The organism is Nevskia ramosa DSM 11499, from assembly GCF_000420645.1.
GTDB classification, from domain to species: Bacteria; Pseudomonadota; Gammaproteobacteria; order Nevskiales; family Nevskiaceae; genus Nevskia; species Nevskia ramosa.
The window spans coordinates 1-15,284 of record NZ_ATVI01000001.1 but is presented as its reverse complement, the minus strand read 5'-3'; the positions used below and the strand labels follow the sequence as shown (position 1 = coordinate 15,284).

The following is a 15,284-nucleotide window of genomic DNA, read 5'->3' as shown; positions in this document are numbered from 1 at the left end:
GAGGCCGCACGCCATGATCCTGATGATCGACAACTACGACTCCTTCACCTACAACCTCGTCCAGTATTTCGGCGAGCTCGGGGCGGAGGTTGCCGTGCACCGCAACGACCAGATCACGGTCGATGAGGTAGCCGCACTGAAACCCAGCCATATCGTCCTGTCACCGGGGCCGTGCACGCCGAACGAAGCCGGCATCTGCCTGGAACTGATCGAACGCCTCGGCAAGCCCGGCACCTTTCCGATCCTCGGCGTCTGCCTTGGCCATCAGTCGATCGGCCAGGCGTTCGGCGGCACCGTGCGCCGCGCCGCATCGGTGATGCATGGCAAGACCAGCCCGATCCACCACCTGGCCGGTTCGGTATTCCGTGATCTGCCGAGCCCGTTCACGGCCACGCGCTATCACTCGCTGATCGTCGATCGCGGCGATTTTCCGGCCGAACTGGAAGCCACCGCGTGGACGGTGAAGCCGGACGGCACGCCGGACGAGATCATGGGCCTGCGCCACAAGTCCTTGCCGATCGAAGGCGTGCAGTTCCATCCGGAATCGATCCTGACCGAGCACGGTCACGCGATGCTGAAGAACTTCCTGGATAACTGGAAATGACGCCACAGGAAGCGCTGGCGCGGACCATCGAGCACCGCGAAATCTTTCACGACGAGATGATCGCGCTGATGCGCCAGATCATGCGTGGCGACGTCTCGCCGGTGATGACGGCGGCGATCCTGACCGGCCTGCGGGTCAAGAAGGAAACCGTCGGCGAGATCGCTGCAGCCGCGACGGTGATGCGCGAGTTCGCGCTGAAAGTGCCGACGCCGGGCGGCGCGGCGGACGCGTACCTCGTCGACATCGTCGGCACCGGGGGCGACGGCTCGAATACCTTCAACATTTCCACAGCCTCGATGTTCGTCGCGGCGGCCGCAGGCGCGAAAGTCGCCAAGCACGGCAATCGCAGCGTGTCGTCGAAATCCGGCAGCGCCGATGTGCTCGAAGCGCTTGGCGCCGATATCGATCTGTCGCCGGAGCAAGTGGCGCGCTGCCTCAGCATGACCGGCATCGGCTTCATGTACGCGCCGCGCCATCATCCGGCGATGAAGAACGTCGCCGCCGTGCGTCGCGAAATGGGCGTGCGGACGATCTTCAACATCCTCGGCCCGCTGACCAATCCGGCCAGTGCGCCGAACATCCTGATGGGCGTGTTCCATCCGGATCTGGTCGGCATCCTGGTTCGCGTGCTGCAGAAGCTCGGCGTGCAGCGCGCGCTGGTGGTCTGGGGTCGCGATGGCATGGACGAGATTTCGCTCGGCGCCGCGACCCTGGTCGGCGAACTGCGCGATGGCCAGATTCGTGAGTACGACATTCATCCCGAGGACTATGGCCTGGCGATGTCGGCCAGCCGCAATCTGAAAGTCGACGACGCCGCGCACTCGAAGCAGCGGCTGCTGCAGGCGCTCGACAACATCGCCGGCCAGGCACGCGACATCGTCTGTCTCAATGCCGGTGCCGCGCTGTATGCCGCCGGCGTGGCCAGCTCGATCTCCGATGGCATCGTCCGCGCAACCGCGGCGATTGCCAGCGGTACCGCGCGTGCGAAGGTCGACGCCTATGTTGCGGCGACGCGCGCTGCTGGTTCCGGAACTTGAACAAATGAGCGACATCCTCGAAACCATCCTTGCCCGCAAGCGCATCGAGATCGCCGAGCTGCAGGCGCGCATCGCGATCGGCAATCTGGAACGCATCGCGCTGGCGCAACCGTCACCGCGCGGTTTTGCCGCGGCGCTGTCGGCGAAGGCCGCAGCCGGCGCTGGCGTGATCGCCGAGATCAAGAAGGCCAGCCCGTCGAAAGGCCTGATCCGCGAAGACTTCAATCCCGGCTGGCTGGCCGAAGATTACGCCCGCGGCGGCGCCGCTTGCCTGAGCGTGCTGACCGACGAGCAGTTCTTTCAGGGCCATAACGATTACCTCGTCGAGGCGCGCCAGCACACGCCGCTGCCGGTGATCCGCAAGGATTTCCTGATCGACGAGATCCAGATCGTCGAAGCCCGCGCGATCGGCGCCGACTGTGTGCTGCTGATCGCCGCAGCACTTGAACCGGCACGGCTCGGTGAACTTGCGCGGCTCGCGCAGGATCTGGAAATGGATGTGCTGATCGAAGTGCACGATCGCCCGGAACGCGATGCGATGCTGGCGCTCGATCTCCCAAGTAATCGAACTGGGCCGGTGCTGCTCGGCATCAACAACCGCAACCTGCGGACCTTCGAGACCCGGCTGGAAACGACCATCGAGCTTCTCGATGGCATTCCCGCCGGCTACGACGTGATCACCGAAAGCGGCATCGGTGTGCCAGCCGATGTGCAGAAAATGCTTGCTGCAGGCGTGCGCCGCTTCCTGATCGGCGAATCGCTGATGCGTCAGCCGAGCCCGGGCGATGCCTTGCGGGCACTTATCGCCTAAGGCTGGGCATACAGCTTCAGCAGCAGTTCGCGCAGCCAGCGGTTCGCCGGGTCCTGATGCTGCTTGGCGTGCCAGAACAGACTGATCGCGATCTCCGGCAGCGTCGCTGGATGCTTGACGTGTACCAGGCCGAACGGCTCCGCGATGGTCTCCGCGAAGCGCAGCGGCACGGTCGCGATCATGTCGCTGCGGCTCAGGATGTGACCGACGGCGATGAAGTGCGGCACCGTCAGCCGGATACGGCGAGTGATGCCATTGCGCTCCAGCAGTTCGTCGACCTTGCCGTGGCCGGTGCCTTCCGAGACCACGACGACATGCTCGGCCGCTGAAAACTCCTTCGCGGTGATCGCCCGCTTGTCGAGCTTGTGGCCGTGGCGCATCAGGCAGACGTAGGGTTGCTTGAACAGGCGCCTTTGGTAGAAGCCGCCTTTCAGCTGTGGCAGCAGACCCAGCGCCAGATCGACCTGACCGGATTCCATCGCCACTCGCAGGTTCACCGCAGTATTGCGCACCGTGCTGATCACCAGCTTCGGCGCTGCCGCTGACAGCGCTTCCATCAGCACCGGCAGGAAATAGATTTCTCCGATATCGGTCATGCCGATCGTGAACGCGCGCTCGCTGGTCGCCGGCTCGAACTCGCTGCGCTGGTTGACCGCGCCGTGCAACAGCCCCAGCGCATGGCTGATCGGCTCGGCCAGACTTTCCGCAAACGGCGTTGGCTCCATGCCGCGCGAACTGCGCAGGAACAGTTCGTCGCCCAGCAGTCGGCGCAGCCGCGCCAGGGCGTTGCTGACTGCAGGTTGCGTAAGGCCCAGGCTCTCCGCCGCGCGCGACACGCGGCGTTCGAGCATCAGCTGACGAAACACCACCAGCAGGTTCAGATCGAGATCACGAAGTTCCATATGGGCATTCACATCGGTGATGACACGTATTCATCAGATTCTATTGGCTGATGGAGGCAATGCGGCAATCATGCGCTCATCGATCAGGCCGCCGGCATGTACCGGCCGCCGTTGGAGGAGAGCAAGTGCAGCGCACACAACGAAGCGTGAGTGATGTGGCGATGGATCGCGGAGCGAATCAAGGCGCGATGAGGAGCCATAGTTGTTCTATGGCGACGATTCGCAACGCAGAGTCGCGCCGCGAGACGCGGCACAGCGCTCAGGCTTTGTTGTACGCGCTGCACTAGCATGTCCGCGCAACGCCGCGCCTATTACGACCGCATCGCCGCCCATGGCCTGACGCCGCTGTGGGAAGTGCTTGGCGCGCTGGTGCCGCCATCGCCGCGTTCGCCGGCACAGCCCGCACTCTGGCGCTACGCAGAACTGCGCCAATACGTGATGGAAGCCGGTGAAGTGATCACCGCCGAGGAAGCCGAGCGCCGCGTGCTGATCCTCGAGAATCCGGGCTTGCGCGGCCAGTCCTGCATCACCCAATCGCTGTACGCCGGCCTGCAATTGATCCTGCCAGGCGAGGTCGCGCCGGCGCATCGCCACACGCAATCGGCCCTGCGACTGGTGCTTGATGGCGAGGGCGCTTACACGGCGGTCGACGGCGAGCGCACGACGATGCGCCGCGGCGATTTCATCATCACGCCGGCCTGGACCTTTCACGATCACGGCAACCTCGGCGATCAACCGGTGGTCTGGCTCGATGGTCTGGACATTCCGACCGTGCGCTTTCTCGATGCCGGTTTCGCCGAGAAGGCGGCCACTCATACGCAGTCGGTCGCCCGTCCGGAAGGCGATGCGCTGGCGCGCTATGGCTCGAACCTGCTGCCGATGGATTACGCGCCGAAGCCGGCGGACCCGACGCGCGTCTTCGTCTATCCGCACGACAAGACTCGCGTCTCGTTGCAGGCGATTGCGTCGGCCGGCGCGCCTGATCCGCACCTTGGCCACAAGCTGCGCTACGTCAATCCGGCGACTGGTGCATCGCCGATGCCGACCATCGCCGCGTTCACGCAATGGCTGCCGGCTGGCTTCGAGACCCGAGGCCTGCGCAGTACCGACGGCACCATTCACGTCTGCCTGGAAGGCGAGGGCGAGGCCGAGATCGCAGGCACCACGTATCGCTACGCCGAGAACGATGTCTTCGTCGTGCCGTCCTGGCACACGCTGAAACTCCGCGCGAGCCGCGACGCGATGCTGTTCAGTTTTTCAGATCGTCCCGTGCAGCAAGCCTTGGGCTTGTGGCGCGAAGAACGTCTCTAAGCGCTTTTCAATTCAACGGATCAAGCAATGACTTACGCCGTTCCCGCACCTGTGCAACGCAGCCTGACGATCGCCGGCAGCGGTGCCCGCTTCCCGGTCAATCGCATCTTCTGCGTCGGTCGCAACTACGCCGCTCATGCCCGCGAGATGGGCCGCGATCCAGACCGCGAAGCGCCGTTCTTCTTCATGAAGCCGGCGCAGGCAGCGGTTGATGCCGCAGGCCCGGTGACGATTCCGTATCCACCGCGGACCAAGAATTTCCATCACGAGATCGAACTGGTCGTCGCCATTGCCAAGGGCGGCGCCGACATCACGGTCGAAAACGCGCTCGATCACGTCTACGGCTATGCCGTCGGCCTTGATATGACGCGCCGTGACCTGCAACTCGACGCCCGCGACAAGGGCCGGCCCTGGGAGTTCGGCAAGTCCTTTGCCGCTTCGGCGCCGATCGGCGCTATTGCCCGCGCGGCTGACATCGGCCATCCCGAAAACGCTGCGATTGCGCTGACCGTCAACGGCCAGCCGCGGCAGGCGTCGGACATCGACAAGCTGATCTGGTCGGTCGCCGAATCAATCGCCCAGCTATCGATGTACGAAGCACTGGAGCCCGGCGATCTGATCATGACCGGCACGCCGGAAGGCGTGAATCCGGTGCTGCCAGGCGATCTGATGCTCGGGACCATTGCCGGACTTGCCGGTATCGACGTGCGGGTTGCGAAGTAAGCCGACAACCGTAGACGGGGAGCGAAACGCATGGCCACTTATGTCCTGATTCATGGTGCCTGGCACGGCGGCTGGTGCTGGCGCGAGGTTGCGAATTCCTTGCGCGCCCAGGGCCATACGGTGTTCACGCCGACCCTGACCGGCAACGGCCAGAGCCGGCACCTCGGCAACGAGCGCATCACTCTGGAAACCCATGCGCGCGACGTGCTCGGCGTCATCGAGACCGAAGAACTCAGCGACGTGATCCTGGTCGGTCATTCCTATGGCGGCATGGTGATCACCGCCGCGGCCGATCGCGCGGCGTCGAAGATCCGGCATCTGGTCTATCTCGATGCCTTCGTGCCCGAGCATGGTGAATGCCTGGCCGATTGCATACGCCACAACCTGCCGCCGGAGCTGGCGGCGATCTTCATCGGCCACTTCTTTCAGGCCAAGGACAACGGCGGCCTGGTCCCGCCGATTCCCGGCGCGCTGTTCGGCCAGACTCCGGCGACCACCGAATGGATGGAGCGACAGTGCAATCCCCAGGCGCTGGCCACCTTCCAGTTGCCGGTGCTGCTCGACGGAGCTGCCGATGCACTGCCGCGCAGCTATATCGTGGCCGATGGCTGGCAGCCAAGCCCGTTCCAGCAGCAGGCGGCGGCGATCAGCGGCAAGCCGGGCTGGACCTTGCATCGTCTGCCCGGCGGTCACTGCCTGATGATGGATCTGCCGGCCGAGTTGTCGGCGCTGCTCGCGCAGCTGGCTTGAGTCCCCCCGATGAACGCGCCCCATCTGGAAACACCACCGATTCCGTTGTCGGCCCTGCGATGGGAGCGCGGCACCAGCCGCATCCCATTCGCCGCCTATAACGATCCCGAACTCCACAAGCGGGAATTGCAGCGCTTCTTCTATGACAAGCACTGGTGCTATGTCGGCCTCGAAGCGGAGATCCCCAAGCCGGGGGACTTCAAGCGCACCAATGTCGGCGAGCGCTCGGTGCTGCTGGTGCGGGCGATGGATGGCGCGATTCATGTCGTCGAGAACGCCTGCGCGCATCGCGGCGTGGCATTCTGCCGCGAGCGGCATGGCAATCGCGAAGCCTTCGTCTGCCCGTATCACCAGTGGAATTACGCGCTCGACGGCCGCCTGCGCGGCGTGCCGATGCGTCATGGCGTCAAGCGTGATGGCGTGGTGCAGGGCGGCATGCCGGCGGATTTCAATCTCGCCGATCACGGCCTGACCAGGCTCAAGGTCGCAGTACGCGGTGGCGTGGTGTTCGCGTCCTTCGATCACGAAGTGGAGTCTTTCGAGGACTTCGTCGGTCCTGATGTCCTGCGCTACTTCGATCGCCTGTTTGATGGCCGCAAGCTGCACATCCTCGGCTACAACCGCCAGCGCATTCCGGGCAACTGGAAGCTGATGCAGGAAAACATCAAGGACCCGTACCACCCGGGCCTGCTGCACACCTGGTTCGTGACCTTCGGTCTCTGGCGTGCCGACAACAAGTCGCAGATGGTGATGGACGCCAAAGGCCGCCACGCGGCGATGATCTCGACGCGCGGCAATGCCGGTGCGGTGTCCGAGGTCTCGCGGGTGTCCAGCTTCAAGCAGACGATGAACCTGCATGATCCGCGCTTTCTCGACATCGTCCCGGAGCCCTGGTGGAACGGGCCGACGGCGGTGATGACCACGCTGTTTCCGAGCGTGATCCTGCAGCAGCAGGTCAACAGTGTCTCGACGCGGCAGATCATCCCTGATGGCCACGGCCACTTCGATTTCGTCTGGACGCACTTCGGCTTCGAGGACGACACGCCGGAAATGACCCAGCGGCGCCTGCGCCAGGCCAATCTGTTCGGGCCGGCCGGTTTCGTGTCGGCGGACGATGGCGAAGTGATCGAGTTCTCGCAGGAAACCTTCGAGGCCAAGCCGGGCCATCGCACGCTGGTCGAGCTGGGCGGGCGCGAAGTGGAGAACACGGATCACATGGTCACCGAAACCCTGATCCGCGGCATGTACCGCTACTGGCGCGAGGTCATGGAGTCGTGACTGGAATCTCTTTCGAGGATTGGCTGGCGCTGAACCAGCTCTATTCCGATTACGCGATCGCCGTCGATTCCGGCCGCTGGGACAGCTGGCCGGAGTTCTTCATCGAGGATTGCAGCTACCGCCTGCAGCCGCGCGAGAACTACGATCGCGGCTTTCCGCTGGCCACCTTGAGCTTCGAAAGCAAGGGCATGCTCAAGGATCGCGTCTACGGCATCCAGGAAACGCTCTTCCACGACCCCTACTATCAGCGCCACGTGGTCGGCACGCCGATGATCCGCAAGCTCGAAGCCGGGCGCATCCACGCCGAAGCGAACTACGCGGTGTTCCGCACCAAGTTGTCGGGACTGAGCACGGTCTACAACGTTGGCCGTTACATCGACGAGATCGTGCGCACCGATGAAGGTTTCAGGTTTGCCTCAAGGCTGGCGGTCTATGACAGCGAGATGATTCCGAACTCGATCATCTATCCGATCTGAGCTGTCTGAACGCAGAAAGGCCGGAAAGCGGGGGCTTTCCGGCCTTGTCTGTACGACGACGACTCTGGCTGGCGCGTCCGGACCCAGGCCCGTTCACGCGGCGATGGCTCAGCCCAGGGTCTTCTTCGGAGTGGTGTGCTTTGCAGTCTTATGAGCTTTGTGCGCGTGCTTGGTCTTGGCAGCAGCCTTGGCATCCGTCGTCGCTTCGGCCGTCGCTTTGGACTTGGCGGGCGGTACGGCGGCGGAGGCGAGGCCGGCGGCGAGGAAACTGGTCGACAGGGCAACAGCAGCAATGATCTTGTTCATCGAAAATTCCCAGGGGTTGGCAGCACAAGTGCGTGCTGCTCGCCCATCGTGGGGGTCGATAATGAGGACAGAATTAAGACATCAGATCGCCGCACCGATCTTGAAGATCGGCAGGTACATGGCGACGACCAGACCGCCGACCAGAACGCCGAGCACGACCATGATCATGGGCTCGAGCAGCGCGGTGAGATTGTCGACCAGGGCGTCGACTTCTTCCTCGTAGAAGTCCGCGAGCTTTGCGCACATGTGATCGAGCGAGCCGGATTCCTCGCCGATGGCGACCATCTGCACGGCCATCGCCGGGAACAGGCCGGTCTGCTGCATCGTCAGCTGCAGTTGCTGACCGGTCGACACTTGATCGCGCATCTGCATGATCGCTTCGGTGAACACGATGTTGCCGGCAGCCTTGGCGACCGAATCCATCGCTTCGACCAGCGGTACGCCGGCGGCGAACATCGTCGACAGGGTGCGCGCGTACCGGGCCACGGCAGACTTGTAGAGGATATCGCCGACCACCGGCAGTTTCAGCAGCAGACGATCGGTGAAGCGACGAACCTTGGGCGAGCGGATATGTGCTTCACGCAGACCGAAGAAGGTCCCGAGGATGATCAGCAGAACCACCCACCAGTCGGCCTGGATGAACTCGGACATCGAGACCACCATTTGTGTGAGTGCAGGCAGATCTGCGCCAAAACCCTTGAACAGCGCCGCGAACTGGGGGACCACGAAGTACAGGAGGATGGTGGTGACGATCACCGCGACGACGATCACCGCCGCCGGATAGGTCATTGCCTTCTTGACCTTCTTCTTCAGCGACTCGGTCTTTTCCTTGTAGGTGGCGATCTTGTCGAGCAGCGTTTCCAGCGCGCCGGAGCGCTCGCCGGCGTCGACCAGATTGACGAACAGATCGTCGAAATGACGCGGGTACTTGGCCAGCGATTCGGCCAGCGTCGCGCCGCCTTCGATGGTGCCCTTGATGCCGAGCACCATTTCCCCCATCGAAGGATTGGCGTGGCCGCGGCCGACGATTTCCAGTGACTGCACCAGCGGCACGCCGGCCGACATCATCGTTGCCAGCTGGCGGCTGAACACGGCGATGTCCTGGCCCTTGATCGGCTTCTTGCGCTTGCCGAACAGCGCCGACTTCTTCCGCACCCGGATCGGATTGATGCCCTGCTTGCGCAACTGCAGCTTGATGTGGGCTTCGCTCGGGCCGTCGGACTCGCCCTTGACCATCGTGCCCTTGCGGTCACGGCCTTCCCACGCAAACGTTGCGTCCTTCACCAAAGTGCTGGCTACGGCCATGGTTGATTCCGATCGACTGACGAGTGGGCTGCGCCGCCGCGAAAAGAATACTGCTAATCGACGGTGACGCGGTTCGCTTCGGTAAGGTCGATGGTGCCGTCCAGCACCTTGCGCAGAGCCGATTGGCGGAGCGTGCGCACGCCTTCGCGCGCGGCCTGGTCGGCGATGTCGATGGCGTTGCCGCCTTCCATGATCACCCGCGAGATCGCGTCGGTGACCGGCATCACCTGGTAGAGGCCGGTACGGCCCTTGTAGCCGCTGTTGCACTGATCGCAGCCATTGGCCTTGTAGATCGTGAAGCCGGGGGTGGCGATCTGTTCGGCGCTGAAGCCTTCGCGCAGCAGTTCTTCCTTCGGAACCACATCCGCCTTGCGGCAGTGCTTGCACAGCTTGCGGGCCAGACGCTGGGCGATGATCAGGGTCACGCAGCTGGCGACGTTGTAGGCCGGCACGCCCATGTTCAGCAGGCGCGTCAGGGTTTGCGGCGCGTCGTTGGTGTGCAGGGTCGAGAGCACCAGATGGCCGGTCTGCGCCGCCTTGATCGCGATCTCGGCGGTTTCCAGATCGCGCACCTCGCCGACCATGATGACGTCCGGGTCCTGACGCAGAAAGGCTTTCAGCGCGACGGCGAAGGTCAGGCCCTGCTTGACGTTGACATTGACCTGATTGACGCCCGGCAGATTGATTTCGCAGGGGTCTTCGGCGGTCGAGATATTGGTGTTGTCGTCGTTGAGGATGTTCAGGCCGGTGTACAGCGAGACGGTCTTGCCGGAGCCGGTCGGGCCGGTGACCAGGATCATGCCCTGCGGCTTGGCCAGCGCCTTCAGATACAGCTCCTTCTGATCCGGCTCGTAGCCGAGCGCGTCGATGCCGAGCATTGCGCTCGATGCATCGAGAATACGCATCACCACTTTCTCGCCCCACATCGTCGGGCAGGTAGAGACGCGGAAGTCGATCGCCTTGCTGGCCGACAGCTTCAGCTTGATGCGGCCGTCCTGCGGCACCCGGCGCTCGGCCAGATCGAGCCGTGACATCACCTTCAGACGCGCGGCCAGACGGCCGCCCATCTGCACCGGCGGCGTGGCGATTTCCTTCAGCTCGCCGTCGACCCGGTAGCGGATGCGGTACTTCTTCTCGTAGGGCTCGAAATGGATATCCGAGGCGCCGCGGTTGATCGCATCGATCAGCACCTTGTTGACGTAGCGGATGATCGGCGCATCGTCGGCATCGGTGCCACCGCCGGTGTCGGCGCCCGGATCAGTTTCGCCACCTTCGATCTCGAGATTTTCCAGATCCTCGTCGCCGCCTTGCAACGCCGTAGCCTGCACGGCGGCAACGGCGGCATCGATGCCCTTCGCCAGCTTGTCCTCTTCGACGAGGATGCCTTCCACCTGATAGCCGGTCGCGAACTTGACCTCGTCGAGCGCCTGCAGGCGGGTCGGATCGGACAGCGCCACGAACAGCCGGCGGTCGCGCTTGTAGATCGGCAGCACGTGGTACTTGCGCATCAGCTTTTCGCTGATTTCGCGGGCGATGCCGGCGTCAACGGTGATTGAACCGAGATCGATCAGCGGCGTACCGAACTCGATGCTGGCGATCTCGGCAAGCCGCGTGGCCTGAATCCACTTCGCTTCGACGACCACCGACACGAAATGCGAACCGGTTCTGGCCGCCTTGGTCTGGGCCTCGCGCGCCTGCTCCTCGGTCAGCAACCCGTCATTGATCAACCGACGCGGCAAGCCACCGATGAACGTGGTGATCGGTGGTGCCGGGGGCGGAGACGTCGTCTGGAAATTGGTTGCCACGAATCGAGCCTGGTGCCGCGCGCAGCAGAACACTGCGCCAGCGGAATCAGGAAATTACACCGCCCACATCCACGAAGCCAGCGACGAACCGGCAGCCGGAATGCCGGCGCGGTTCAACGGAACAGATACTTGCCGGTTTCCGGGTTGCCCTTGCGCCAGACCACGCTATCCAGAAAGTAGTGGTGGACGTTGATGAAGATCCAGGCCGCGAGCAGGAAGGCGCCACTGCCGACGCCTTCGAGCATCGTCGGAAACACTTTCGCCAACCACTGCGGCCCCATCCAGAAGCCGAGATAACCAAGGCCCATCGCGATCGCATAGAACAGCGCCATGCGCAGACCGAAGGTCATCGTCGGCAACTTCGCGTCTGTGCTGCGGTCCTGCTGCACGTTCAGTTCATAGCGCCAGACCACGACCATGTACTGGATCGAATGCATGGCCGGGAAGATCAGGGTCAGCACCGGATCGCGATAGAGCAGCCACAGGTACAGCGCCACCGTGTAGGCCACCAGGCCGTTGAACGGCGGCACCTGCCGGGTGGCCCGCCACTTCAGACCAAGCATCAGCAACACGGCGGCCGAGGAGAGGCCGGCAATCACTTCGATCGCCGTCAGGATCGGCTGCGGCGTGGTGAAGGTGTAATAGGAGATGCCCCAGTAATCAGCCTTGTAGGCGATGGCATTGGCCAGCAGCCAGGACAAGAACCAGACCACATAGGCATTCCACAGCAGTACCTTCTTCTCGCGTTCGTTGAAGAAGCGCCGCTTCAGCACCGAATCCAGCATCAGCATGCCGTAGCCCTGCTTCACGTAATGCCAGCCAACGGTGAAGAACATCAGGTTGACGCTGAAGCCCAGTGCCCGCGCGTTCTTGGTGACCAGGCACCACAGGAAGAAGCCGATCAGCAGCAGCGGCACGGCGACGCCAGCGATCAGATAGCGGACTCGCCACTCGCGCGGATATTCGGCATTGAAGCCGCGCTTGCCGAAGTCCCGATAGAACAGATGATAGGAATGCGCGAAGTGCGGGTTGTTGATGAAGTGTGCGACCGCCGTGGTGATGATCAGCACGTCGCCGTAGGCTTTCCAGTCGGTCGGCAGCAAGGCGAACCAGGGAATGATCAGCAGCGTCGCGCCGCCGAGGCAGAAGAAATCCATCCACGGCCCGAACAGGTAGCCGGGCTGCTGGGCGAAGCCGGTCTTCGGCGGGCTGGCTACTGCCTTCGGTTCGGCTGCAGACGACGGGACAGTGGTGGCGCTCATCGGGCGACGGTTCGAAACGGGAGTGCCTGAACCGTAAGGCGCGTACTGGTGGGATGCAAGCCGGCAGGTCCGATCAGCTCAGCCAGCGGCGCAGCCTGGCGTGCCGTCGCTGACCGGCGGTTCGCGTTCGCCCAAGTGGGCGATCGGCTTGGCCAGCGGATCATCAGGCAGGAAGATATTCAGCCCTTGTGCCATCTCGATCGCGTCCTTGCAACGGCCGAGTTTCAGCGCCAGCGGAATCGCGGCCTTCAGCAGCATGCTGCGACCGCTGTCCGGAAATGCCGCAACCTTCCACCAGCGCATGCCGTCGTCGAACAGCAGCGAGAACGCTGGCTCGTGCTGGCCTCGCATATCGAGCATCGTCGCCAGCTTGATGCGGGTTTGAACATCCATGGGTTCGCGCCGCAGCCCTTCCGCATAGAGCGCTTCCGGGGTTTCCCGTTCCGCAACCGGGATGGCCGTTGCGGCTTCCGGCTGCGCCACCAGCAAATCGGCAAGCCGAGCGTACGAAGTAGGCAGGGCCGGGAATTGTCGAATCAGATCACTGAGTTCTTTTGCCGCCTGACGGGCGCCCTCGAGGCGCTTTCCTCCGTCGGTCACGCCGTAGGCCGTAGCCAGATAGGCGTCTGCCAGCCAATCACGAGCGGGCAGATAGGACGGTTGCGTCGCCGCCAGCAGCGCCGAGAATCGGGCCAGAAAATTCTCGTCGCGGGTCAACGACTGGCACATGAGAAGCTGACACTGGCCAGTTCGCACGACGTGGTAGAAGCCTTGCAAGCCTACGGTTGTGGTCAGCCACAGCATGAGGCCGGACAGCAGCAGCCTCAGGCTGCGGGGCGTTGCCTCGAAACGAGGGGCGGATGCCGGTATGTCGGTGCGCAGGTTATCCAGCCTGCCGAAGTACAGGCCGGTGATCATCGCCAGCGGCATCGCATAGAAGATGAAATTCACCGCGGCGTGGGCGAACAGGCAACTGAGCCCGCCAACAAGTCCCGCAGCTTCAACGAACGTCGGTGAAGCGGCAGTGTTGCGCGCAGAGCGCCATAGTCGGCGGGCAGCCAACACCCCGCCGAAAGCGAGCAGCAGCAGCGTGCCGAGCAGCACCGGTCCGCCTTCGGCAAGCACCTGCAAGTAATCGTTGTGAGCGAGATCGCCGCTCGACGAGGAATCTCCGGGGCTGCGGAACATCAGATAGCGGACCTTGTAGGTGCCCAGGCCGCTGCCGTACCAGGGCCCGTCTTCGACCATGCGCCAGGTGGATCTCAATATCTCCAGCCGATCCTGCGTCGACTGGTCGTTCGTGATGCCCGTGAGCCGCGACAACGAACTCGCGTGGTGCTGGAACGGCACGATCAACATCAGCGAAGCCACGAAGATCGCAAGGCTCGCGGCCACCGTTTTCCAGGCGCGCCGGTCATGACGAATCAACAAAACGCCAAGGACTGCAACGCCAAGCAGAAAACTGAGATGCCCGCCGCGTGAGGCTGTTGCGGCCAGACAGAGCGACGCCGCACATAGAAACCATGCCGTGCGGGACCGCAAGGCAACGGCGAAGCCATCGGCCCGCACCCTGTCATGAAGCCGGGCGATCGCTGGCAGCGCGAAGACGTTGCAGAACGCCGCCAGCACATTGAAATCGAGAAAAATCGAGAACGGCCGGCTGCGGATCAACACGAACTCGACGATGCCGAGCGCCATGATTCCCAGCGCGACGATCTGGATCAGCTTGAGACTGTATCGCCATGCTCTCTCGTCGCGCAGCGCCACGGTCGTCGCAAAGTAGGCCAGGGGCATGGCCATGAACACCCAGGCTGCCAGCAGCGAAAGATTGGGCAGCAGACTGAGCTGGTAGGTCGCAAGGCAGTAGGCGGCGAATATCGCCAGCATGATCGCGCTGAACGAGTACGGACGACGAGCGGCCCGTGTGCCGTCGGTATTGTTGATTCCGTAGATCAGCAGCGCCAGCAGCAGGGCTGATGAGACATAAAGCGGAATCACCTGATAGCCGCCTAGGTAAAGGCAGGAGGCGGCGAAGGCTGAGGCAGCGCCAGTGCTGATAAGGGACTGCGATTTGGCGTTCACGAAATGCAGGCCCTTCACGGAAAGAAAACGCCGCCCTTGAGGGCGGCGTTTAAAAACAATTGCTTACCGAAACCGTTGGCTGGCTAGTGCCTTCGAAGGCTGTACAGAGAACCTGCGATCACTCCTGCGTACTGCGGCCCAAGGTCGGCAGATCGGTATTACGGAACCGCCGTGAACGTACCGGTAGTGCGGCAGTTGGCCGGCAGATACTTGAAGTTCGCCGTTGTTGCGTTGGTCGCGCAATTCCAGGTGATGCTGTTGTCGGCCTGCTTGGACGCGACCAGGATGATGTACTTGCCGTCAATACCAGCATTGACGCTCTGCACCAGCGCGCCGATGTTGCAGGCGGCGTCGGTCGCAACGGAGGTCACGTACTTCGCGCCGGTCGGTGACGACACTCCGGAGGCGGAAGTCGTTGCAGGGCATGCGCCCTGCGAAGCTACATATTCGGCTACCGAGGTCTTGGCGCCGTCCAACTGGGCGACGGCTTCGGTCACTTTCGCGCGGCCGATGTAGTCCTGATAAGCCGGCAGTGCAATGGCGGCGAGAATGCCGACGATCGCGACGACGATCATCAGTTCGATCAGGGTGAAGCCCTGCTGAGTCTTTTTCATGGATAGATGCTCCTGGAA

15 protein-coding genes are annotated in these 15,284 nt (G+C 63.2%); 8 read left to right on the top strand and 7 right to left on the bottom strand.

Annotated elements, in window-relative coordinates; all coding sequences use genetic code 11:
• Positions 1–13 precede the first annotated feature (13 nt).
• The 3 genes from G513_RS0100075 to trpC are packed head-to-tail and all read left to right on the top strand — an operon-like array spanning position 14 to position 2,452.
• A complete protein-coding gene (locus tag G513_RS0100075; protein ID WP_028474947.1) occupies positions 14–604 on the top strand; it encodes an anthranilate synthase component II in 591 nt (196 codons plus the stop codon).
• Positions 595–1,641: an anthranilate phosphoribosyltransferase gene (gene trpD / locus G513_RS0100070; RefSeq protein WP_028474946.1), complete on the top strand. Its 1,047-nt coding sequence runs from the start codon at positions 595–597 to the stop codon at positions 1,639–1,641. Before G513_RS0100075 ends, trpD begins: the two co-directional genes overlap by 10 nt.
• Before the next feature lie 4 nt (positions 1,642–1,645).
• On the top strand, positions 1,646–2,452 hold the full coding sequence (gene trpC / locus G513_RS0100065) for an indole-3-glycerol phosphate synthase TrpC (protein ID WP_022974786.1): 807 nt from the start codon (positions 1,646–1,648) through the stop codon (positions 2,450–2,452).
• Here trpC and G513_RS0100060 read toward each other — a convergent pair.
• On the bottom strand, positions 2,449–3,354 hold the full coding sequence (locus G513_RS0100060; RefSeq protein ID WP_022974785.1) for a LysR family transcriptional regulator: 906 nt from the start codon (positions 3,352–3,354) through the stop codon (positions 2,449–2,451). The two genes, trpC and G513_RS0100060, sit on opposite strands and share 4 nt — an antisense overlap.
• A 288-nt stretch (positions 3,355–3,642) precedes the next feature.
• Between G513_RS0100060 and gtdA the strand changes: the two genes are divergently transcribed.
• From gtdA to G513_RS0100035, 5 genes are read left to right on the top strand one after another with little or no spacing between them, the layout of a single operon-like run.
• Positions 3,643–4,665, top strand: coding sequence for a gentisate 1,2-dioxygenase (gene gtdA, locus G513_RS0100055; protein ID WP_022974784.1), 1,023 nt, complete (start codon positions 3,643–3,645; stop codon positions 4,663–4,665).
• A gap of 27 nt (positions 4,666–4,692) precedes the next feature.
• A complete protein-coding gene (locus tag G513_RS0100050; RefSeq protein ID WP_022974783.1) occupies positions 4,693–5,388 on the top strand; it encodes a fumarylacetoacetate hydrolase family protein in 696 nt (231 codons plus the stop codon).
• A 30-nt stretch (positions 5,389–5,418) separates the two neighbouring features.
• Entirely contained in the window at positions 5,419–6,138 is a 720-nt protein-coding gene (locus tag G513_RS0100045) for an alpha/beta fold hydrolase (protein WP_022974782.1), read from the top strand.
• A 9-nt stretch (positions 6,139–6,147) separates the two neighbouring features.
• Positions 6,148–7,416: an aromatic ring-hydroxylating dioxygenase subunit alpha gene (locus G513_RS0100040; RefSeq protein WP_033417048.1), complete on the top strand. Its 1,269-nt coding sequence runs from the start codon at positions 6,148–6,150 to the stop codon at positions 7,414–7,416.
• Positions 7,413–7,892, top strand: coding sequence for an aromatic-ring-hydroxylating dioxygenase subunit beta (locus G513_RS0100035; RefSeq protein ID WP_022974780.1), 480 nt, complete (start codon positions 7,413–7,415; stop codon positions 7,890–7,892). The genes G513_RS0100040 and G513_RS0100035 overlap by 4 nt, the downstream gene beginning before the upstream one ends.
• Before the next feature lie 108 nt (positions 7,893–8,000).
• Here G513_RS0100035 and G513_RS0100030 read toward each other — a convergent pair whose 3' ends face one another.
• The 6 genes from G513_RS0100030 to G513_RS0100005 all read right to left on the bottom strand — a co-directional run bounded on the left by G513_RS0100030 (position 8,001) and on the right by G513_RS0100005 (position 15,266).
• Positions 8,001–8,198 (bottom strand): hypothetical protein, encoded by a 198-nt coding sequence (locus G513_RS0100030; RefSeq protein WP_022974779.1) that lies wholly within the window; start codon positions 8,196–8,198, stop codon positions 8,001–8,003.
• Between the two features lie 81 nt (positions 8,199–8,279).
• Positions 8,280–9,503 carry a type II secretion system F family protein gene (locus tag G513_RS0100025; RefSeq protein WP_022974778.1) on the bottom strand — a complete coding sequence of 408 codons (1,224 nt, stop codon included), beginning with the start codon at positions 9,501–9,503 and terminating at the stop codon, positions 8,280–8,282.
• A 53-nt stretch (positions 9,504–9,556) separates the two neighbouring features.
• Entirely contained in the window at positions 9,557–11,308 is a 1,752-nt protein-coding gene (pilB, locus tag G513_RS0100020) for a type IV-A pilus assembly ATPase PilB (protein ID WP_245563044.1), read from the bottom strand.
• 113 nt (positions 11,309–11,421) lie between these two features.
• Positions 11,422–12,570 carry a hypothetical protein gene (locus G513_RS0100015; RefSeq protein WP_022974776.1) on the bottom strand — a complete coding sequence of 383 codons (1,149 nt, stop codon included), beginning with the start codon at positions 12,568–12,570 and terminating at the stop codon, positions 11,422–11,424.
• Positions 12,571–12,648: 78 nt separating this feature from the next.
• Positions 12,649–14,670, bottom strand: a complete 2,022-nt coding sequence (locus G513_RS0100010; RefSeq protein ID WP_022974775.1) for an O-antigen ligase family protein — start codon at positions 14,668–14,670, stop codon at positions 12,649–12,651.
• 140 nt (positions 14,671–14,810) lie between these two features.
• Positions 14,811–15,266 (bottom strand): pilin, encoded by a 456-nt coding sequence (locus G513_RS0100005; protein WP_028474941.1) that lies wholly within the window; start codon positions 15,264–15,266, stop codon positions 14,811–14,813.
• Between the last annotated feature and the right edge of the window lie 18 nt (positions 15,267–15,284).

Excerpts from the sequence above, each read along its gene's own strand:
- G513_RS0100075 (WP_028474947.1), top strand. The coding sequence starts at position 14 with ATGATCCTGATGATCGACAACTACGACTCCTTCACCTACAACCTCGTC.
- trpC (WP_022974786.1), top strand. The coding sequence starts at position 1,646 with ATGAGCGACATCCTCGAAACCATCCTTGCCCGCAAGCGCATCGAGATC.
- G513_RS0100060 (WP_022974785.1), bottom strand. The coding sequence starts at position 3,354 with ATGGAACTTCGTGATCTCGATCTGAACCTGCTGGTGGTGTTTCGTCAG.
- gtdA (WP_022974784.1), top strand. The coding sequence starts at position 3,643 with ATGTCCGCGCAACGCCGCGCCTATTACGACCGCATCGCCGCCCATGGC.
- G513_RS0100050 (WP_022974783.1), top strand. The coding sequence starts at position 4,693 with ATGACTTACGCCGTTCCCGCACCTGTGCAACGCAGCCTGACGATCGCC.
- G513_RS0100045 (WP_022974782.1), top strand. The coding sequence starts at position 5,419 with ATGGCCACTTATGTCCTGATTCATGGTGCCTGGCACGGCGGCTGGTGC.
- G513_RS0100040 (WP_033417048.1), top strand. The coding sequence starts at position 6,148 with ATGAACGCGCCCCATCTGGAAACACCACCGATTCCGTTGTCGGCCCTG.
- G513_RS0100030 (WP_022974779.1), bottom strand. The coding sequence starts at position 8,198 with ATGAACAAGATCATTGCTGCTGTTGCCCTGTCGACCAGTTTCCTCGCC.
- G513_RS0100025 (WP_022974778.1), bottom strand. The coding sequence starts at position 9,503 with ATGGCCGTAGCCAGCACTTTGGTGAAGGACGCAACGTTTGCGTGGGAA.
- G513_RS0100015 (WP_022974776.1), bottom strand. The coding sequence starts at position 12,570 with ATGAGCGCCACCACTGTCCCGTCGTCTGCAGCCGAACCGAAGGCAGTA.
- G513_RS0100005 (WP_028474941.1), bottom strand. The coding sequence starts at position 15,266 with ATGAAAAAGACTCAGCAGGGCTTCACCCTGATCGAACTGATGATCGTC.